Below are 21040 nucleotides of genomic sequence, written 5' to 3'. Positions count from 1 at the left end.
TTGAGTTGGCGACGCAGCGGCGTCCTCGGTCTGTCGGCTTGGCGATGCTCAGGCCGTGAAGGCTCCTTGCTTGGCATCGGGATGCTGCTCGCGGCGCATCGGTCGCAACGACTTGCGTGCGGCGGGCGCCTCGCTGAGCCTGTGGGCCAGCTGTTCGACGGTGGGGGCCTCGAACAGCGTGCGGATGGCCAGCTCCACGCCCAGTGCGGAGCGGGTGCGGCTGATGAGCTTGGTCGCCAGCAGGGAGTGGCCGCCGAGGTCGAAGAAGTTGTCGTCGATGCCGACCTGCGGGAGGTGGAGGATCTCGGCGAAGAGTGCCGCGAGGATCTCCTCCTGGGGGGTGCGCGGGGCGCGGATGCTGTGGGGGGTGAAGTCCGGTGCCGGCAGGGCCTTGCGGTCGAGCTTGCCATTGGGGGTGAGCGGCAGAGCGGGCAGGACCACGATGGCCGCGGGGACCATGTAGTCCGGCAGGGACTCCGACAGGCTGCGGCGCAGGGCGGCAGTGTCGACGGTCGAGTCCGCGGACTCGGCCACCACATAGCCCACGAGCTGCTTGTGGCCGGGAGAGTCCTCGCGGGCGATGACGGCGGCCTGTGCGATGTGGGGCAGTCGGGTGAGCGCGGCCTCGATCTCGCCGGGCTCGATGCGGAAGCCGCGGATCTTGAGCTGCTGGTCGGCGCGTCCGAGGAAGTCGAGCACGCCGTCGGAGCGCCATCGTGCGAGGTCGCCGGTGCGGTACATGCGGCTGCCCGCGGGGCCGTGGGGGTTGGCCACGAAGCGCTCGGCGCTCAGGCCGGGGCGGTTGAGGTAGCCGCGAGCCAGGCCTGCGCCTGCGATGTAGAGCTCGCCGGGCACGCCCGCGGGCACGGGCTGCAGGGCTGCATCGAGCACGTACACCTGCGTGTTCCAGATCGGGCCGCCGATGGGCGGCGTGGTGCTCGCGTCGCGCAGTTCGGCCGCCGTTGACCAGATCGCCGTTTCGGTCGGGCCGTACAGGTTGGTGAGCTTGCGTCCCGCACTGTGCAGGGACGAGGCCAGCTCCTGCGCAAGAGCCTCACCGCCGACAAGGACGTGAATGGCAGGCAGCGTGTCCGTCGCGGAGAGCAGGCTCTGCCACAGTGTGGGCGTGGCCTGCATGACCGTGATGCCGGATTCGGCGATGCGTTGTGCCAGGGCGGACGGGTCCAGCAAGACGGAGCGGGGAGCGATGGTGACGCTGCTGCCGCTGAGCAAAGGGACGAAGACCTCGAGCGCGGCGATGTCGAACCCGATGGTTGTCGTGGCCAGCATCCGGTCGGTGGATTGCAGGCGCAGCTCTGCCTGCATGGACCGCATGAAGTTGCAGACATTGTGGTGAGCGATGACCACGCCCTTGGGTTTGCCGGTGGACCCGGAGGTGTAGATGACGTAGGCGGGGTTGGCGGGGGTGAGGGGGCGCGTGCGTTCGGAGTCGGTGGGGTTGGCGCGGGAGCGGGAGGAGATGGCTTCGCGCACGTCTGGGGCATCCATCAGCACGGTGGGTACGCCCTCGGGCAGGAGCCGCGCGGTGGCCGAGTCGCTGAGCATGCAGGCGGGGGCTGCGTCCTGGAGCATGAAGGCCAGGCGGTCCCTGGGGTAGTCCACGTCCAGGGGCAGGTAGGCTGCGCCGGTCTTGAGGATGGCCAGCAGGCCGACGACGAGCTCGATCGAACGGGGCAGTGCGAGCGCGACGAAGCGCTCGGGTCCCACGCCCTGAGCGATGAGGTGGTGGGCGATCTGGTTGGCGCGCGCGTTGAGTTCGGCGTAGCTCAGGCGCTGGTCCTCGAAGACGAGGGCGATGGCCTCCGGGGTGCGCGCGGCCTGCTGCTCGAAGAGGGCGGGCAGGGTGGCCTCGGCCACGGGGTGGGCGGTGTCGTTCCAGCCGCTGAGGATCTGCTGTCGCTCCTCGGGCGCGAGGATCTCGATGCGTCCGATGGGCTGCGCGGGGTCGGCGGCGATGGCTTCGAGCACGCGCTGCAGGCGGGCCACGAGCTGCTCCACCGTGGCCAGCTCGAACAGGTCGGTGGCGAACTCCACCCGGGCGGCGATGCCCTGCGCCTGCCCGGTCCTGTCGCGCTGCTCCCACAGGGCGAAGGACAGGTCGAACTTGGCCGTGTGGTTGCGCACCGGCTCGCCCGTGGCCACCAGTCCCGGCAGCTCGAAGCTGGCGCGGGCGTTGTTCTGCAGCACCAGGGCCACCTGGAACAGCGGATGGCGCATCATCGAGCGCGTGGGATTGAGCACCTCCACCAGCCGCTCGAAGGGCAGGTCCTGGTGCGCATAGGCGGCCAAGTCGGTGTTGCGCACGCGCGCGAGCAACTCGCGGAAGCTGGGATTGCCCGAGGTGTCGGTGCGCAGCACGAGCGTGTTGACGAAGAAGCCCACCAGATCGTCCAGGGCCTCGTCGGTGCGACCGGCGATGGGACTGCCCAGGGCGATGTCGGTGCCTGCTCCCATGCGGGTGAACAGCGTGGCCAGCGCCGCCTGCAGCACCATGAACAGGCTGGCCTGTCCTTCCCTGGCGAGGGCGAGCAGGCCTTGGTGCACCTCGGCGGGGATCGTGAACGCCATGCTCTGGCCGCGGTAGCTGGAGACGGCGGGGCGGGGCCTGTCGGTGGGCAGCTCCAGCTGCTCGGGCAGTCCGGCCAGGGTCTGCTGCCAGTAGGTCAGCTGGCGCGCTGCGGTGCTGTCGGCATCGGCCTCGTCACCCAGCAGCTCGCGCTGCCAGAGGGCGTAGTCGGCGTACTGCACCGGCAGCGCCGTCCAGGCGGGGGCCTTGCCCTGGCAGCGCGCGGCATAGGCGGTGGACAGGTCTCGCGCCAGCGGTGCGAGCGACCATCCGTCGCTGGCGATGTGGTGGCACAGCAGCAGCAGGACATGCTGCTGGGGGTTGAGGCGGAACAGCCACGCGCGCAGCGGCAGCTCGTGGGCAAGTTCGAAGCCGTGGCCGGCGGCCTGCGAGAGCTGCTCGGCCAGCGTGGCCTCGGACGCATCGAGCACTTGCAGGACAGGCCGTGCGGCCTCCGGTGGAAGGACCACCTGCTGGGCCACGTCGTCCGTGTCGGGGAACACGGTGCGCAGGCTCTCGTGGCGCGCGGCGATGTCGCACAGGGCTTGCGCCATGGCCTCGGCATCGAGGGGGCCGCCCAGGCGCAGTGCGAGGGGGATGTTGTAGGTGGCGCTGGGGCCGTCCAGGCGGTGCAGGAACCACAGGCGCTGTTGCGCGAAGGACAGCGGCAGCTGCGCGGGCCTGGGCAGGGCGCGCAGGGGCGTGCGTGCGGCGGTGGAGTCCTCGCCCAGGCGCTGGGCAAGCTGCGCGACGGTGGGGGCCTCGAACAGCGTGCGGATGGCCAGCTCCACGCCCAGTGCGGAGCGGGTGCGGCTGATGAGCTTGGTCGCCAGCAGGGAGTGGCCGCCGAGGTCGAAGAAGTTGTCGTCGATGCCGACCTGCGGGAGGTGGAGGATCTCGGCGAAGAGTGCCGCGAGGATCTCCTCCTGGGGGGTGCGCGGGGCGCGGATGCTGTGGGGGGTGAAGTCCGGTGCTGGCAGGGCCTTGCGGTCGAGCTTGCCGTTGGGGGTGAGCGGCAGAGCGGGCAGGACCACGATGGCCGCGGGGACCATGTGCTCGGGTAGGGTATCGGACAGGCTGCGGCGCAGGGCCTGGGTGTCCAGGGCAGCGTCCGAGGCCGAGCCGGTGGTCTCGGCCACCACATAGCCCACGAGCTGCTTGTGGCCGGGAGAGTCCTCGCGGGCGATGACGGCGGCCTGTGCGATGTGGGGCAGTCGGGTGAGCGCGGCCTCGATCTCGCCGGGCTCGATGCGGAAGCCGCGGATCTTGACCTGCTGGTCGGCGCGTCCGAGGAAGTCGAGCACGCCGTCGGAGCGCCATCGTGCGAGGTCGCCGGTGCGGTACATGCGGCTGCCCGCGGGGCCGTGGGGGTTGGCCACGAAGCGCTCGGCGCTCAGGCCGGGGCGGTTGAGGTAGCCGCGAGCCAGGCCTGCGCCTGCGATGTAGAGCTCGCCGGGTACGCCCGCGGGCACGGGCTGCAGGGCCGCATCGAGCACGTACACCTGCGTGTTCCAGATCGGACGGCCGATCGGTGCAGCCGCAGGCCATTCGCTCACTGCATCGGGAAGGTCGTATGCCGTCACGACGTGGGTTTCGGTCGGCCCATAGTGGTTGTGCAGACGCCGCTGTGGCAGGCATGCGAACGACTTGGCGACCGATGCGCTCAGCCGCAGCGCTTCGCCGGCCTGGAACACCCGGAGCGAATCGCTCAAGGGGTCTTCGGATTCCGACTCGCACAGAAGATCGAGCACGATGTTCGGAATAAAGAAGTCACTCACGCCGTGCTTCTTGCACCATTTCAAGAAATCGGACGTGTCGCTTCGAACCTCGTTCGTCGGGATGGCCAGCGTCTTGCCGGTGCACAGCGTCGAGAGGATTTCCTGCGCGGAGACGTCGAAGCTCAGCGACGTGAACTGCGCGACGATGGAGGTGCCCGACCCGTTGTCCATGCCTGCATGCCAGGAGAACAGGTTCAATAACGGTGCGACAGACATGACCACGCCCTTGGGCCTGCCGGTGGATCCGGAGGTGTAGATGACGTAGGCGGGGTTGGCGGGGGTGAGGGGGCGCGTGCGCTCGGAGTCGGTGGGGTTGGCGCGGGAGCGGGAGGAGATGGCTTCGCGCACGTCTGGGGCATCCATCAGCACGGTGGGTACGCCCTCGGGCAGGAGCCGCGCGGTGGCCGAGTCGCTGAGCATGCAGGCGGGGGCTGCGTCCTGGAGCATGAAGGCCAGGCGGTCCCTGGGGTAGTCCACGTCCAGGGGCAGGTAGGCTGCGCCGGTCTTGAGGATGGCCAGCAGGCCGACGACGAGCTCGATCGAACGGGGCAGTGCGAGCGCGACGAAGCGCTCGGGTCCCACGCCCTGAGCGATGAGGTGGTGGGCGATCTGGTTGGCGCGCGCGTTGAGTTCGGCGTAGCTCAGGCGCTGGTCCTCGAAGACGAGGGCGATGGCCTCCGGGGTGCGCGCGGCCTGCTGCTCGAAGAGGGCGGGCAGGGTGGCCTCGGCCACGGGGTGGGCGGTGTCGTTCCAGCCGCTGAGGATCTGCTGTCGCTCCTCGGGCGCGAGGATCTCGATGCGTCCGATGGGCTGCGCGGGGTCGGCGGCGATGGCTTCGAGCACGCGCTGCAGGCGCCCCACCAGCTGGTCGACCGCGTCGCGCGCGAACAGGTCGGGGCGGTAGCCCACGCGCAGTTGCAGCTGCGCACCGGGGACGACCGCGATGCTCAGCGGGTAGTGGGTGGTGTCGCCCCCGCTGCCCCCGGCACGCGCGATCTCCAGGCCGTTGTAGGAAGGCTGGCGCCCCCTGGGGTCCACGGGGTAGTTCTCGAAGACGAACAGCGTATCGAACAGCGTGCTGAAGCCGCTGATGCGCTGGATGTCCGACAGGCCCAGGTGCTGGTGCGCGATGAGCGAGGACTGCTGGTCCTGCAGCCGTGCGAGGACCTGCACGGCAGGCTCGTCGGACTCGAACTGCAGGCGCAGCGGCAGGGTGTTGATGAACAGGCCCACCATGGCCTCCACGCCGGCGAGCTCGGGCGGGCGTCCGGAGACCGTGATGCCGAAGACCACGTCCTGGCGCCCGGTCAGGCGCGCGAGCAGCGCGCCCCATGCGCCCTGCATGAGGGTGTTGAGGGTGAGGCTGTGCTGGCGAGCCTGGCGGGTGAGGGCGTCGGTCAGAGCCTGCGGCAGGCTGAAGGCGAAGGAGGACTGGCGCCCCGAGGTGGAGGCCTGGGTGGTGACCAGCCGGGTGGGCTCCTGCAGGCCTGCGAGGGCGTCGCGCCAGGCTTGCTCGGCGGCGGCGCGGTCCTGCTGCTTGAACCAGGCCAGGTAGTTGCGGTAGGGCGTGGCCGCAGGCAGGCTGGCGGGGTTGCCGCGGCTGGCGTACAGCGCGAACAGCTCCTTGAGCAGGATCGGCATGGACCAGCCGTCCAGCAGGATGTGGTGGCTGGTGAAGACGAAGCGAGCGCGCTGGGCGGACAGGCGGATGAGCGCGAAGCGCAGCAGCGGTGCCTGTGTCGGTTCGAAGGGACGAGAGGCATCCGCCTTGAGCCAACGAGCGAGCTCGGCATCTTGCTGGTCCGACGCGAGGTCGCTCAGATCAATCTCCTGCCAGGGCAGGGTGATCTGGCGCGGGATGATCTGCACGGGCTCGGAGAGGTCCTGGTGCAGGAACGCGGCGCGCAGGTGCGCGTGGCGCTGCAGCAGCGCGCTGGCGGCGGTGTGCAGGGCGCCAGCGTCCAGGGGGCCGGTGAGTTCGAAGGCCATCTGCACGACGTAGGCGTCGGCCTCGTGCTCGTCGTACATGGCGTGGAACAGCAGGCCCTGCTGCAGGGCCGACAGCGGCAGGATGTCTTCGAGTGCGGGGTGCTGCTGCTCGATGCGCTCGAGCTCCGGCTGGCTCAGGCTCAGGAGAGGGAAATCCGAGGGCGTGAAGCCGCCGGCGTCGCTGCGCTGGGCGTGCGCGACCAGCGCAGCGAGGGCGTCGAACCAGCCCTGGGCAAGATCGCGGATGTCGGCTTCGCTGAAGAGCTCGCCGGCCCAGGCCCAGGAGGCCTGGAGTTCGGGACCCTCGGCCTTGTCGCGCGTGAGCGCGTCCAGCGAGATCGCGTGCGCCAGCGGCGCCTCCGCATCCCCGCCGCCACCCAAGGCGCTGGCCTCCGGTGCGGCGGCCCAGTCCTGGGCCTGCGGGGCGGCGAAGCGCCCCAGGTAGTTGAAGCCGATCTGCGGTGCGGCCCCCGCGAGTACCTTGGACGTCTCGGGGTTGAGGTAGCGCAGCAGCCCGAAGCCCAGGCCGTTGTCGGGCAGGGCGCGCAGCCGCTCCTTGCTCTGCTTGAGCGCACGGCCCATGTGGGCGCCGCCGCGCAGGGCATCATCGAGGTCGATGCCCTGCAGGTCCAGGTGCACGGGGAAGATGCTGGTGAACCAGCCCACGGTGCGCGAGAGATCGATGTCCTCGAAGATCTCCTCGCGGCCGTGGCCTTCGAGGTCGAAGACCACACCGGGTGCGTGCTCACCGCCGCGCTTGCGCCGCCACTGGGCCACGGCCAGGGCGAAGGCCGTGAGCAGCACGTCGTTGATGCGGCCGTGGAAGAGCGCGGGCACCTGCGTGAGCAGTGCGGAGGTGAGCGTGGTGGGCAGGCTCAGCGTCAGGCGCCGGGCGGTGGCGACCGTGTCGCGGGTGGCATCGAGCGCGCGGTGCGACAGCAGCGGGTCCGCGGCGTCCACGATGGCGCGCCACAGCGGCAGCTCGGCGAGCCGGCGTGGGGAGAGTGCCTCGGCGTTCAGGCGCAGCGCCCAGTGGCGCAGGGAGCTGCTGCGCGGCCCGAGCCCGGCGCGCTCGCCGCGCTGGGCGGCCAGCCAGGCCAGTTCGAGGTCGGGCACGAGGATGCGCCAGGAGACGCCGTCCACTGCGAGGTGGTGGATCGTCAGCAGCAGGCGCCCGGGCTGTGCGCTGCCGGCGTCGAACCAGGTGGCCTGCAGCATGCGCCCGGCCTCGGGGTCCAGGCGGGAGGCGGCTGCGCGCGAAGCCTCGGCGATGAGCATGCGAAGGCCGTCCTCGTGCAGGCCGATCGTGTCGATGCGGCGCAGGTACTCCCTGGCCTCGAAGGATGGCGCTGGGGGAATCTCCAGATGCCAGCCGGGCACGAGGCGCATGCGCAGTGCGTCGTGGTGAGTCAGCAGCGCCTGCAGGGCAGCGGCCAAATGATGCTCTTGCATGTCCGCAGGTGCTTGCAGCAGCATCGACTGGTTGTAGCGGCGTATCGGGCCACCGCGCTCCATTACCCAGTGAATGATCGGCGTTGCGGGGATGGTCCCGGCAGCGACATCCGTGGGGGCAGCTGGCGTCGCCAAGGGTGTTGACACTGCCGCCAGCGCTTCGACGTTTTGGCACTGGAACACGTTGCGCGGCGTGATGAGCAGTCCGGCCTTGCGCGCGCGGCTGACGAGCTGGATGGAGCTGATGCTGTCGCCGCCGAGGTCGAAGAAGTTGTCGTCGATGCCGACCTGCGGGAGGTGGAGGATCTCGGCGAAGAGTGCCGCGAGGATCTCCTCCTGGGGGGTGCGCGGGGCGCGGATGCTGTGGGGGGTGAAGTCCGGTGCCGGCAGGGCCTTGCGGTCGAGCTTGCCGTTGGGGGTGAGCGGCAGAGCGGGCAGGACCACGATGGCCGCGGGGACCATGTGCTCGGGTAGGGTATCGGACAGGCTGCGGCGCAGGGCCTGGGTGTCCAGGGCAGCGTCCGAGGCCGAGCCGGTGGTCTCGGCCACCACATAGCCCACGAGCTGCTTGTGGCCGGAAGAGTCCTCGCGGGCGATGACGGCGGCCTGTGCGATGTGGGGCAGTCGGGTGAGCGCGGCCTCGATCTCGCCGGGCTCGATGCGGAAGCCGCGGATCTTGACCTGCTGGTCGGCGCGTCCGAGGAAGTCGAGCACGCCGTCGGAGCGCCATCGTGCGAGGTCGCCGGTGCGGTACATGCGGCTGCCCGCGGGGCCGTGGGGGTTGGCGACGAAGCGCTCGGCGCTCAGGCCGGGGCGGTTGAGGTAGCCGCGAGCCAGGCCCGCGCCGGCGACGTAGAGCTCGCCGGGCACGCCCGCGGGCACGGGCTGCAGGGCTGCATCGAGCACGTACACCTGCAAGTCCGGGATGCCACGCCCGATCAGGCTGTTGGCCTCGGCCGAGGCGATGTGGCGGTCCAGCGCGATGTAGCTGACATGCACCGTCGTCTCGGTGATGCCGTACATGTTGACCAGCACCGGGGCGTTGTCCGCATGGCGGTCGTACCAATCCTGCAGGCGGCGCAGCTCCAGGGCCTCGCCACCGAAGATCACGCAGCGCAGCGCCAGGCCCGCGCGCAGTTGCGGCTGCTCCTGGTCGGCCTGCATGAGCTGGTAGAAGGCCGAGGGCGTCTGGTTCAGGACCGTGACCTTCTCGCGCACGAGCAGGGCCAGGAACTCCGAGGGCGAGCGGCTCAGCAGGTTGGGGATGACGACCAGGCGGCCACCGCGAAGCAGGGGCCCCCACAGCTCCCAGACCGAGAAGTCGAAGGCATGGGAGTGGAACATGGTCCAGACGTCGTCCGGTCCGAAGCGATACCAGTGCTCGGTGGCACCCAGCAGCCGCACGACGTTCTGCTGGGGGATGACCACGCCCTTGGGCCTGCCGGTGGACCCGGAGGTGTAGATGACGTAGGCGGGGTTGGCGGGGGTGAGGGGGCGCGTGCGTTCGGAGTCGGTGGGGTTGGCGCGGGAGCGGGAGGAGATGGCTTCGCGCACGTCTGGGGCATCCATCAGCACGGTGGGTACGCCCTCGGGCAGGAGCCGCGCGGTGGCCGAGTCGCTGAGCATGCAGGCGGGGGCTGCGTCCTGGAGCATGAAGGCCAGGCGGTCCCTGGGGTAGTCCACGTCCAGGGGCAGGTAGGCTGCGCCGGTCTTGAGGATGGCCAGCAGGCCGACGACGAGCTCGATCGAACGGGGCAGTGCGAGCGCGACGAAGCGCTCGGGTCCCACGCCCTGAGCGATGAGGTGGTGGGCGATCTGGTTGGCGCGCGCGTTGAGTTCGGCGTAGCTCAGGCGCTGGTCCTCGAAGACGAGGGCGATGGCCTCCGGGGTGCGCGCGGCCTGCTGCTCGAAGAGGGCGGGCAGGGTGGCCTCGGCCACGGGGTGGGCGGTGTCGTTCCAGCCGCTGAGGATCTGCTGTCGCTCCTCGGGCGCGAGGATCTCGATGCGTCCGATGGGCTGCGCGGGGTCGGCGGCGATGGCTTCGAGCACGCGCTGCAGGCGCCCCACCAGCTGGTCGACCGCGTCGCGCGCGAACAGGTCGGGGCGGTAGCCCACGCGCAGTTGCAGCTGCGCACCGGGGACGACCGCGATGCTCAGCGGGTAGTGGGTGGTGTCGCCCCCGCTGCCCCCGGCACGCGCGATCTCCAGGCCGTTGTAGGAAGGCTGGCGCCCCCTGGGGTCCACGGGGTAGTTCTCGAAGACGAACAGCGTATCGAACAGCGTGCTGAAGCCGCTGATGCGCTGGATGTCCGACAGGCCCAGGTGCTGGTGCGCGATGAGCGAGGACTGCTGGTCCTGCAGCCGTGCGAGGACCTGCACGGCAGGCTCGTCGGACTCGAACTGCAGGCGCAGCGGCAGGGTGTTGATGAACAGGCCCACCATGGCCTCCACGCCGGCGAGCTCGGGCGGGCGTCCGGAGACCGTGATGCCGAAGACCACGTCCTGGCGCCCGGTCAGGCGCGCGAGCAGCGCGCCCCATGCGCCCTGCATGAGGGTGTTGAGGGTGAGGCTGTGCTGGCGAGCCTGGCGGGTGAGGGCGTCGGTCAGAGCCTGCGGCAGGCTGAAGGCGAAGGAGGACTGGCGCCCCGAGGTGGAGGCCTGGGTGGTGACCAGCCGGGTGGGCTCCTGCAGGCCTGCGAGGGCGTCGCGCCAGGCTTGCTCGGCGGCGGCGCGGTCCTGCTGCTTGAACCAGGCCAGGTAGTTGCGGTAGGGCGTGGCCGCAGGCAGGCTGGCGGGGTTGCCGCGGCTGGCGTACAGCGCGAACAGCTCCTTGAGCAGGATCGGCATGGACCAGCCGTCCAGCAGGATGTGGTGGCTGGTGAAGACGAAGCGAGCGCGCTGGGCGGACAGGCGGATGAGCGCGAAGCGCAGCAGCGGTGCCTGTGTCGGTTCGAAGGGACGAGAGGCATCCGCCTTGAGCCAACGAGCGAGCTCGGCATCTTGCTGGTCCGACGCGAGGTCGCTCAGATCAATCTCCTGCCAGGGCAGGGTGATCTGGCGCGGGATGATCTGCACGGGCTCGGAGAGGTCCTGGTGCAGGAACGCGGCGCGCAGGTGCGCGTGGCGCTGCAGCAGCGCGCTGGCGGCGGTGTGCAGGGCGCCAGCGTCCAGGGGGCCGGTGAGTTCGAAGGCCATCTGCACGACGTAGGCGTCGGCCTCGTGCTCGTCGTACATGGCGTGGAACAGCAGGCCCTGCTGCAGGGCCGACAGCGGCAGGATGTCTTCGAGTGCGGGGTGCTGCTGCTCGATGCGCTCGAGCTCCGGCTGGCTCAGGCTCAGCAGCGAGAGGCCGGACGCGGCGAAGTTACTGTTGCTGTCCTGCCGATCCAGCGCCACGGCGACCGTGGCGAGTGCTGCCACGTTCTGATGCTGGAAGATGCTGCGCGGCGTGATGAGCAGTCCGGCCTTGCGCGCGCGGCTGACGAGCTGGATGGAGCTGATGCTGTCGCCGCCGAGGTCGAAGAAGTTGTCGTCGATGCCGACCTGCGGGAGGTGGAGGATCTCGGCGAAGAGTGCCGCGAGGATCTCCTCCTGGGGGGTGCGCGGGGCGCGGATGCTGTGGGGGGTGAAGTCCGGTGCCGGCAGGGCCTTGCGGTCGAGCTTGCCGTTGGGGGTGAGCGGCAGAGCGGGCAGGACCACGATGGCCGCGGGGACCATGTAGTCCGGCAGGGACTCCGACAGGCTGCGGCGCAGGGCGGCAGTGTCGACGGTCGAGTCCGCGGACTCGGCCACCACATAGCCCACGAGCTGCTTGTGGCCGGGAGAGTCCTCGCGGGCGATGACGGCGGCCTGTGCGATGTGGGGCAGTCGGGTGAGCGCGGCCTCGATCTCGCCGGGCTCGATGCGGAAGCCGCGGATCTTGACCTGCTGGTCGGCGCGTCCGAGGAAGTCGAGCACGCCGTCGGAGCGCCATCGTGCGAGGTCGCCGGTGCGGTACATGCGGCTGCCCGCGGGGCCGTGGGGGTTGGCGACGAAGCGCTCGGCGCTCAGGCCGGGGCGGTTGAGGTAGCCGCGAGCCAGGCCCGCGCCGGCGACGTAGAGCTCGCCGGGCACGCCCGCGGGCACGGGCTGCAGGGCTGCATCGAGCACGTACACCTGCAAGTCCGGGATGCCACGCCCGATCAGGCTGTTGGCCTCGGCCGAGGCGATGTGGCGGTCCAGCGCGATGTAGCTGACATGCACCGTCGTCTCGGTGATGCCGTACATGTTGACCAGCACCGGGGCGTTGTCCGCATGGCGGTCGTACCAATCCTGCAGGCGGCGCAGCTCCAGGGCCTCGCCACCGAAGATCACGCAGCGCAGCGCCAGGCCCGCGCGCAGTTGCGGCTGCTCCTGGTCGGCCTGCATGAGCTGGTAGAAGGCCGAGGGCGTCTGGTTCAGGACCGTGACCTTCTCGCGCACGAGCAGGGCCAGGAACTCCGAGGGCGAGCGGCTCAGCAGGTTGGGGATGACGACCAGGCGGCCACCGCGAAGCAGGGGCCCCCACAGCTCCCAGACCGAGAAGTCGAAGGCATGGGAGTGGAACATGGTCCAGACGTCGTCCGGTCCGAAGCGATACCAGTGCTCGGTGGCACCCAGCAGCCGCACGACGTTCTGCTGGGGGATGACCACGCCCTTGGGCCTGCCGGTGGACCCGGAGGTGTAGATGACGTAGGCGGGGTTGGCGGGGGTGAGGGGGCGCGTGCGCTCGGAGTCGGTGGGGTTGGCGCGGGAGCGGGAGGAGATGGCTTCGCGCACGTCTGGGGCATCCATCAGCACGGTGGGTACGCCCTCGGGCAGGAGCCGCGCGGTGGCCGAGTCGCTGAGCATGCAGGCGGGGGCTGCGTCCTGGAGCATGAAGGCCAGGCGGTCCCTGGGGTAGTCCACGTCCAGGGGCAGGTAGGCTGCGCCGGTCTTGAGGATGGCCAGCAGGCCGACGACGAGCTCGATCGAACGGGGCAGTGCGAGCGCGACGAAGCGCTCGGGTCCCACGCCCTGAGCGATGAGGTGGTGGGCGATCTGGTTGGCGCGCGCGTTGAGTTCGGCGTAGCTCAGGCGCTGGTCCTCGAAGACGAGGGCGATGGCCTCCGGGGTGCGCGCGGCCTGCTGCTCGAAGAGGGCGGGCAGGGTGGCCTCGGCCACGGGGTGGGTGGTGTCGTTCCAGCCGCTGAGGATCTGCTGTCGCTCCTCGGGTGCGAGGATCTCGATGCGTCCGATGGGCTGCGCGGGGTCGGCGGCGATGGCTTCGAGCACCCGCTGCAGGCGGGCCATGAACTGCTCCACGGTGGGCCGGTCGAACAGGTCGGTGGCGAACCCGAGCCGCCCCGTCATGCCCTGTGCCGATCCATCCTTGCCGCGCTGCTCCCGCAGCTCGAACGACAGATCGAATGTGGCCGCGATCGACTCCAGCGACTGCGAGCTCAACGCCGTGAGTCCGGGCAGCTCGAAGCTGGCGCGGGTGTTGTTCTGCAGCACCAGGGCCACCTGGAACAGCGGATGCCGCGCCATCGAGCGCGTGGGATTCAAAGCCTCCACCAGCCGTCCGAAGGGCAGGTCCTGGTGCGCATAGGCGGCCAGGTCGGTGTTGCGCACGCGCGCGAGCAACTCGCGGAAGCTGGGGTTGCCCGAGGTGTCGGTGCGCAGCACCAGCGTGTTGATGAAGAAGCCCACCAGATCGTCCAGGGCCTCGTCGGTGCGACCGGCGATGGGACTGCCCAGGGCGATGTCGGTGCCTGCCCCCATGCGGGTGAACAGCGTGGCCAGCGCCGCCTGCAGCACCATGAACAGGCTGGCCTGTCCTTCGCGCGCCAGGGCCAGCAGCCCTTGGTGCAGTTCGGCATCGAGCCGGATCGGGACGTCCTGGCCTTGGTAGCTCGGGATTGCCGGCCGCGGCCTGTCGGTGGGCAGCTCCAACTGCTCGGGCAGACCGGCGAGCGCGTGCTCCCAGTAGCGCAGCTGTGTGGCAAGGATGCTGTCGGGATCGGTTTCACTGCCGAGCAACTCGTACTGCCAGACCGTGTAGTCGGCGTACTGCACCGGCAGGGCTTCCCATGCGGGAGGCTTGCCCTGGCAGCGCGCGGCATAGGCGCTGGAGAGGTCGCGCGCCAGCGGTGCCCATGACCAGCCGTCACAGGCAATGTGGTGGCACAGCAGCAGCAGCGCATGGCGCCCTTCGTCCAGGTGATAGAGCCAGGCGCGGAACGGGATCTCGCTGTTCAGCTTGAAGCCGTACGAGGAGGCCTCGGCAATCTGTTGTGCCAGTGTGGCATCGCTGGCCGATGCCACCTGCAGGACGGGGCGCGCGGCATCGGGCGCGAGGATGAGTTGTTCCGGCGCTTGCGCCGAGTCCGAGAAGATCGTGCGCAGGCTCTCGTGGCGCGCCACCACATCGGCCAGCGCCATCTCCAGCGCGGCATCGTCCATTCGCCCTTCGAGCCGCACCACGGTCGGAACGTTGTAGGTGGGCGTGGGCCCGTCCATCTGGTAGAGGAACCACAGCCGCCGTTGCGCAAAAGACAAGGGAATCATCGAAGGTTCCGAACTAGAAGATGGGTTTCAGCAGGCAGGCGATCGACCTGAAGAGGCAGAAAAGGCTGGGCGGGGACGCCCAACCCGCAGGCTGCGCGCAGCGTTGGCGCGCAAGAATCACTGCAACTCGCGTGCGCACGTCCTGCCTGTGTGTCAGAGGCTGTTGTCGTACTGGACGGTGGGTCGCGGCAACTGGCTGCTCGGACGGACGGGACGCAAGGCCGTGCGCGCCTTGGGCGCGGCGGACAGCTTGCCAGCCAATCGCGCCACGCTAGAGGCCTCGAACAGCGTATGGATTCCGATCTCGACGCCCATGGTCGTGCGAATGCGATTGATCAAGCGTGTCGCCAGCAGCGAGTGCCCCCCCAAATCGAAGAAGCTATCGTCGATGCCCACTTGCGGCACCCCCAGGATCTCAGCGAAGAGCTGGGCCAGCGCTTCTTCCTGTGGTGTGCCGGGTGCGCGGACTTCTCTCGGAGCGAAGTGCGCCACCGGCAATGCCTTGCGATCCAGCTTCCCATTGGGCGTGAGGGGCAGTGCATCCATCCACACGTAGTGCGTGGGCACCATGTGGTCGGGCAGCGTGGTGGCGAGTTCGGTGTGCATCTGCGCCGAGTCCGGTGTCGGTCCCGTGCGCGAGCGCTTCATCACCGTCGCCAGATGCGTCAGATTCTCAAGCACCTGCGCCGTCGGCACGCCAAAGTCGATCAGGCAGGCGAACTCGTCGACGCCGATCTTCTCCAGCTTGCGCACCAGTGCCAGACAGCTCTCGGGCCCGCCGATGAGCGATGCGGTGCCGAAGTAGCGGCGCACCGCGGCAATGACCAACTGTTCCTCGTCGACTTCGCCGATCGCCTTGTTGGCGATTTCTCCAGAGAGATCCTTCGATACGCTCTTGCGCAGTTCCGTGTGCGACTGGAAGTACTGGACCATCGGCTCATGGGCCACCTGGCGTGCCGTCGCGTCGTCGGGACCGACAAAGGTATGCAGCATCAGCGTCACCTTGTGTGCGTCCGGATCGTGTCCATTGGCGCGCAGCGCATCGCGGTAGATCCGGATGTTCTCGGTCAGCTCCGGGATCGTGAGGCTCAACAGTGCAGTCAGCACGTTCGCGCCAATGCGCCCGGCAGCCTCGAAGGTCGCCGGACTCCGCGTGGCCGTGATCCACACCGGAAGCTCCGGCTGGACGGGCCGTGGCTGCAGACGGACTTGGGATGTATGGCCTGCACCGTTTCGTGCGCTCATCGTGCCGCCGCGCCAGAGTTCGCGCACCTGCGCCACGCCCTCGAGCATCACCTGGTACCGCTCGGCGAAATGGTCCGGTGCCAGCACGAAATCCTCTGGCACCCATCCCGAGGCAAACGCGACACCGACGCGACCTCCGGAGAGATGATCGACCACCGCCCACTCCTCGGCGACCCGCAGCGGATGGTGCAGAGGCATCACGACACTGCCCGCACGCAATTGGACGTGCTGCGTGACCATGGCCAGGGCCGAACTCAGCACGGACGGGTTGGGGAACGCGGCCGCCACCTTGGTGAAATGCCGCTCGGGTGTCCAGATGGCCGTAAAGCCGTTGCGGTCCGCGAACTTCGCTCCCTCCACGTAGAGCCGGTAGAGCTGCTCGCCTTCCTGGCCCTGATTCGCATCGGCGAAGTAGAAGAGCCCGAATCCCGGTGAGCGTGAGCGCTGGGGCAGTGCAGCTTCGTCCGCAACCAGGTAGGCGACAAGGTGCTTGCCCGCTGCCGCGTCCTCCTGGGCCACGACGGAAGCCTGCTTGATCAGCGGGTGCCTGACCAGCTGCGCCTCGATTTCGCCGGGCTCGACCCGGAATCCCCGAAGCTTGATCTGGTGGTCGACCCGGCCCATATACCCGAGCACGCCTTCCGCGCTCCAGCGCGCCAGGTCGCCGGTCCGGTACATCCGCTCGCCGCTTGGCCCGAAAGGATTCGCCACGAAGCGCTCGGCCGTCAATGCAGGGCGGCCGAGGTAGCCGCGTGCAAGGCCGGCCCCCGCGACATACAGCTCGCCGACCGCCCCGGGCGGGACCGGCTGGAGCAGGGCATCCAGGACATAGACCTGCACGCCCGGCAAGGGCGTGCCGATCGGCACGCTGGGCAAGCCCTGGCCATCGAAGCTTTGATTGATCCAACCGGCCGCGTCCCAGAATTCGGAGGTGCCGTACAGGTTGACCAGCAGGGCCTGCGGCAGCGCTTTCCTGAAGCGCTCGGCCAGCGACGGCGTCAGTGCTTCCCCACCGCAGGACCAATACCGCAGAAGCGGCAGCCGAGCGCCGACCTTGAATTCGTCCTCGAGCATCGCTTCCAGCAGCGACGGCACCAGGACGATCCGAGTCACCTTTTCGGATGCCAGCAGCGTGATCAGTCCGTTCACGTCCTTGCTGAGCTGCGGCGGCACCACCACCAGGCGCTGTCCGCCAATGAGCGGCATGAGCACTTCCCAGACGAAATCGATGAAGTTATGGGTCGTCCTCTGGGCGTACACCGTTTCTTCGCCGGCCCGCTCCACGTCCCAGCGCAGCCTGTTAAGCAGCGTTCTCGCAGTACCGGCAACGCCCTTGGGCCGACCCGTGGAGCCCGAGGTGTACAGCACGTACGCGAGGTCGAGCGGGCTGGGCGTGCGCGTACGCTGCGCGTTGGTCAGGTTCGTCGTCGGAAGGGTCGAGAGTTCGGCGCAGAACGACGGGGCGTCGAGGCGTACGTCGAGCGTTTCAATGCCGGCGAGGAGATGGGAGACGTCGGACTTCGAGATGACGCAGCGGGGCCGTGCATCCTCGAGCATGAACCGCAGGCGATCCACTGGATAGTCGAGGTCGAGCGCGAGGTACGCAGCACCTGCCTTCAGGACGGCTAGGAGGCTGACCACCAGTTCGGGCGAGCGCGGCAGCGCCAGCGCAACGATGCTGTCCGGTCCGATGCCGCGGGAACTCAGATGGCGGGCAAGCCGATTCGCCTGCTGATTGAGCTCCTGGTACGAGAGGTCGGACGCTTCGAAAGAGAGGGCGCGCGCGTGCGGGTTCATGGCCACCTGTCGCTCGAACAGATCCGCCAGCGTGTCGCGAAAAGCGTCCGGGGCGTCGCCGTTCCAGTCCACGAGAACGCGCTGGCGTTCCTCGGCACTCAGGATATCCAGCCTCGCGACCGGGAGTGCCGGATCAGCCACCGCTGCATCGATGAAGTGGAGTAGCCGTTGCTGATGCGCTTGCACGTCCGCGAGCGAGTAGGCGGAAGCGTTCGCCGTGCAATAGACATCGGCACTGCTGTCTTCGCCGATGAAGAAGGAGAACGAGATATCGGCCGCGGTGCGGGCGGACGTGTTGTGCGACTTGGACGCGAGCCCGCCGAAGGAAATGCCTTCCTTGAAGGGCATCACATTGATCACTGGGCCGAAGTCGCTCCCGTAGCCCCTGATCCTCTTGGCGTCCAGGTACAGGCGCGAAGCCGGATAGCGTTGATGCGCGAGCACCGTCCGGATTTCCCTGTCGACCACCTTGACGATGTCCCGCATGGTCATTTCCGGGGAAATCGACAGGTGCATGGGCAACGTGTTCGACATCATGCAGGGGATGGCCCGTGTCTCGGCGGATCTTCCCGACACCGGCAAGCCGATCGACAGGTTCCGCACACCGGTGGTGCGGAACAGATAGGCGGCCACGGTCGCGATCAGTGTCCGCGCGAGCGATGTCTCGGACCCACGAGCCAGCGCTGCCATGCCCTCGAGCGCCGGCTTCTCCATTCGGCAACTGCTTCGGATCGGAAGGCGCGAGAAACTGCGCGTGCCTTCCCCGAAGCGGGTTGGCGCGGGGAGTCTCGCCAGGTAGCCCTCCCAGAAATCGCGATCGGACTTGAACGCATCCGAGGACAAGTACGCCTGCTCGAGCTCCAGAAGCCCGGAAATCGGTTTGAACCATGCTTGCGGCGCGGGGCGATGCTCAAGCGCGGCCGTGTAGAGCTCCGCGACGCGGCGCGCGACCAAGGAATAGCCAAAGCCGTCGATGACGATGTGGTGGTAAAGGTGGTGCCAGGCGAACCGCTCGGCGGACAGCTTGAACAGGCAGAAGGAAAAGAGCTCGGGGTCGGTCGGCGAGAGCGACGCCTCCATCTTCCGGTCGATCGCATCGAGCATCGACCGACGGGGATCGGCGTCGCTGCTCAAGTCGACAAAGCTCACGCACTGTTCCCTGAGCTTTCCGCCGAGGAACTGTCGGGGCGCGGTGTCCGTCTCGATGAAGCGGGCGCCCAGTGCCTGGGCCTCCTCGGCGGCCGTTCGCAGGCATCGCAAGAACAATTCCGTATTCAGCGCACCCGCAATCTCGATGTACTCGCCCACGTTGTGGGAAGGATGGCTCGGATAGAACTGCCGTTCGAACCAGAGTCCGAGTTGCGCGGAAGACAGCGGCCAGCCGTCTGCAGGGGTCGACGCCATGGGGAGTCCTGTTGACTTGCGTTTAGGGAAAGCCAAACGATCCGGACCGGCCGCGCACAACGGGCGCGCCGGACGGAGAGCCGCCCAGCCTTTTGAAAATAGCCGGAAAGGGAGGAGTGAGCGCTATCTCTGTCCGTCCATGGCTTGGGCAAGGCTTTTGGGGCGCATGTCGGTCCAGTTTTTCTCGACAAATTCGAGGCAGTCGCCTTTGGCAGAGGGGCCGTGGACCTTTTTCCAGCCCTGGGGGATTTCGATGAAATCAGGCCAGATGGAATGCTGGTTTTCGTCGTTGGTCAGAACCACAAAGGAAGCGTCACTGTTGTCGAAAGGATTGGTCATGAGATCTTTCCAAGAAGAACGACTGCCGGATTTCAGCGCGTGCCACCAAATTGCGCAGAAAAATTGGTGTAAGTGAAAAAAGATGTGACATTCCAGCACAACCCAGATATAGGTGCAACGAATGCGTTTTTCTTATTTCGAAAATGTGAATTTTTAACTTCTATAAAAAGTGAAAAGTATTAATTCTCTGGAAATAAGATATTGCGGTTAGTTTGAGTTCTGCGTCAGCCCGAATGCGAGATTTTTTGAATGACTTGGTCGAATTGAATTTGGATGTAATCCAAATTCATGACGTCGATTTGCTTGGTACAACTGAACTCGTGCAGCGCGCGGTTTAGTGCCCCGCGAGTGTCCGTAGGGCGCGCGACACGGCCCCGTCCACGTGCGTGTCCGTGTTGTTCGTGCGTCCAGGGATGGCGACAACGGCGCGGAGCCTCGCCAACATCGACCGATCAGGTCGCAATGCTTCACGTGCGCACCGGTTTTGCCTTGGCATGACGAGGATTGCGATGCCAGGCCCCTCCATGCAACGATGGATGCACTAGGCAGGCCCGTGCTCGTGGGCCTCAGTCAGGACGTATGCCTTTCACCAACCTCTGTGTAAGGCAAGGTTTTTTCGCGCCGAGTGGTGCGCTGAGAAGGCCGGCGGCCAACCGTTCGTCGCACGGCAACGTCCGGTTCGCCATAGCGATCGCATGCGCATCTGCTTGATCAGGAATGGCCCTCTGGCCTGCCGTTGGCATCGATGATGACCTACATTCCGACGGTCGTGCGAAGGCGACGACATCGGTCTTGCATGCACGCCATTGATCAAGACGTTTCTTCCTTGGACGCTCGCTGTTGGCAACTGTCAAACCGTGTCGAGTTCAATGGAGCGTCGGTGGAACCAAGCAAGCTAAAGGGTCCCGCGCAAGAAAAGTCCCGCGTGGAGATCGCCGGTCGCAGCCGTGGTCACGTATTGCCCTCGGCCCGCTGGTCAGAAGCACGAGAGCTTGGATGCTTTGCACCGAATGGCGGACCAAAATCTACGGTCGAGCTGCCCTAAGGGAGCCACGATGACTTGGAACCTCACCTCGCATGGGTCGCTCCGCCGTCGACGATCAGCGTTGAACCGACGACATAGTCGCCGGCGCGCGACGCGAGATAAACGGCGGCCCCTGCAATGTCCTCTGGCGTGCCGATGCGGCCCAGGGGAATGTAGGCCGCGACATCGTCGCCATGGTCCCGCGCACTCTTGTTGAGGTCGGTAGCAAATGCTCCAGGGGCGATGGCGCTCACCACAATGCGTTCGGGCGCGAGCCTCAGTGCCATCAATCGTGTGAGCTGAATCAAGCCCGCTTTGCTGGCAGCATACGAATAGGTCTCCCGTGGACCGACGGAGATGCCATCAACCGAAGCAATATTGATCACTTTAGGCAGATTCTGCCCGACAGCCTTGCGCAGCAAGGGCGCCAGGCACTGCGTCAGGAAGAAAGGTGTCTTGAGGTTCAAGTCGACCACCTTGTCCCATCCGGTCTCGGGAAACTCGTCAAAGGGGGCTCCCCAAGCCGTCCCCGCGTTGTTGACCAAGATGTCCAGCGAGTTCTCGCGTTTCGCGTAGGCATTCGAGAGTTCCTGCGCGCCGTCGAATGTCGAGACATCGGCGGGCAACGCGAAAACCTCTCCGAACTTGGACAACTCGGCCGCGGCGCGCTCGCAGCCGTCCAGGTCTCTCGCCGAGATATAGACCCGGGCCCCCTGTATCAGATAGGCCTGCGCGATCACCCGGCCGATGCCACGCGAGCCCCCTGTGATGAGCGCCGTGCGGCCTTTGAGCGAGAACAACTTTGTCAGGTCCATGGGAGCGGGATTCCGAGTGGATTGGGATTCGGAGACGACCTTG

At 67.7% G+C, this 21040-nt stretch carries 4 protein-coding genes; all 4 read right to left on the bottom strand.

What is annotated here, in order from left to right; translation table 11 throughout:
- Positions 1 to 48: 48 nt before the first annotated feature.
- The gene (locus tag ABL843_RS26715) at positions 49 to 14364 is read right to left on the bottom strand and encodes an amino acid adenylation domain-containing protein (RefSeq protein WP_418117907.1); all 14316 of its coding nucleotides are present in this window, start codon (positions 14362 to 14364) and stop codon (positions 49 to 51) included.
- Between the two features lie 162 nt (positions 14365 to 14526).
- Positions 14527 to 18819 carry a MupA/Atu3671 family FMN-dependent luciferase-like monooxygenase gene (locus ABL843_RS26710; RefSeq protein ID WP_418117906.1) on the bottom strand — a complete coding sequence of 1431 codons (4293 nt, stop codon included), beginning with the start codon at positions 18817 to 18819 and terminating at the stop codon, positions 14527 to 14529.
- Positions 18820 to 18942: 123 nt separating this feature from the next.
- The gene (locus ABL843_RS26705) at positions 18943 to 19158 is read right to left on the bottom strand and encodes an MbtH family protein (protein ID WP_418117905.1); all 216 of its coding nucleotides are present in this window, start codon (positions 19156 to 19158) and stop codon (positions 18943 to 18945) included.
- 1068 nt (positions 19159 to 20226) lie between these two features.
- Positions 20227 to 20997: an SDR family oxidoreductase gene (locus ABL843_RS26700; RefSeq protein WP_418117904.1), complete on the bottom strand. Its 771-nt coding sequence runs from the start codon at positions 20995 to 20997 to the stop codon at positions 20227 to 20229.
- Positions 20998 to 21040: the final 43 nt, after the last annotated feature.

Origin of the sequence: Variovorax sp. 350MFTsu5.1, from assembly GCF_048302515.1 — a bacterium.
Classification (GTDB): Bacteria; Pseudomonadota; Gammaproteobacteria; order Burkholderiales; family Burkholderiaceae_C; genus Variovorax; species Variovorax guangxiensis.
The sequence above is the reverse complement of the archived record's forward strand: the minus strand, read 5'-3'. Positions and strand labels throughout refer to the sequence as shown.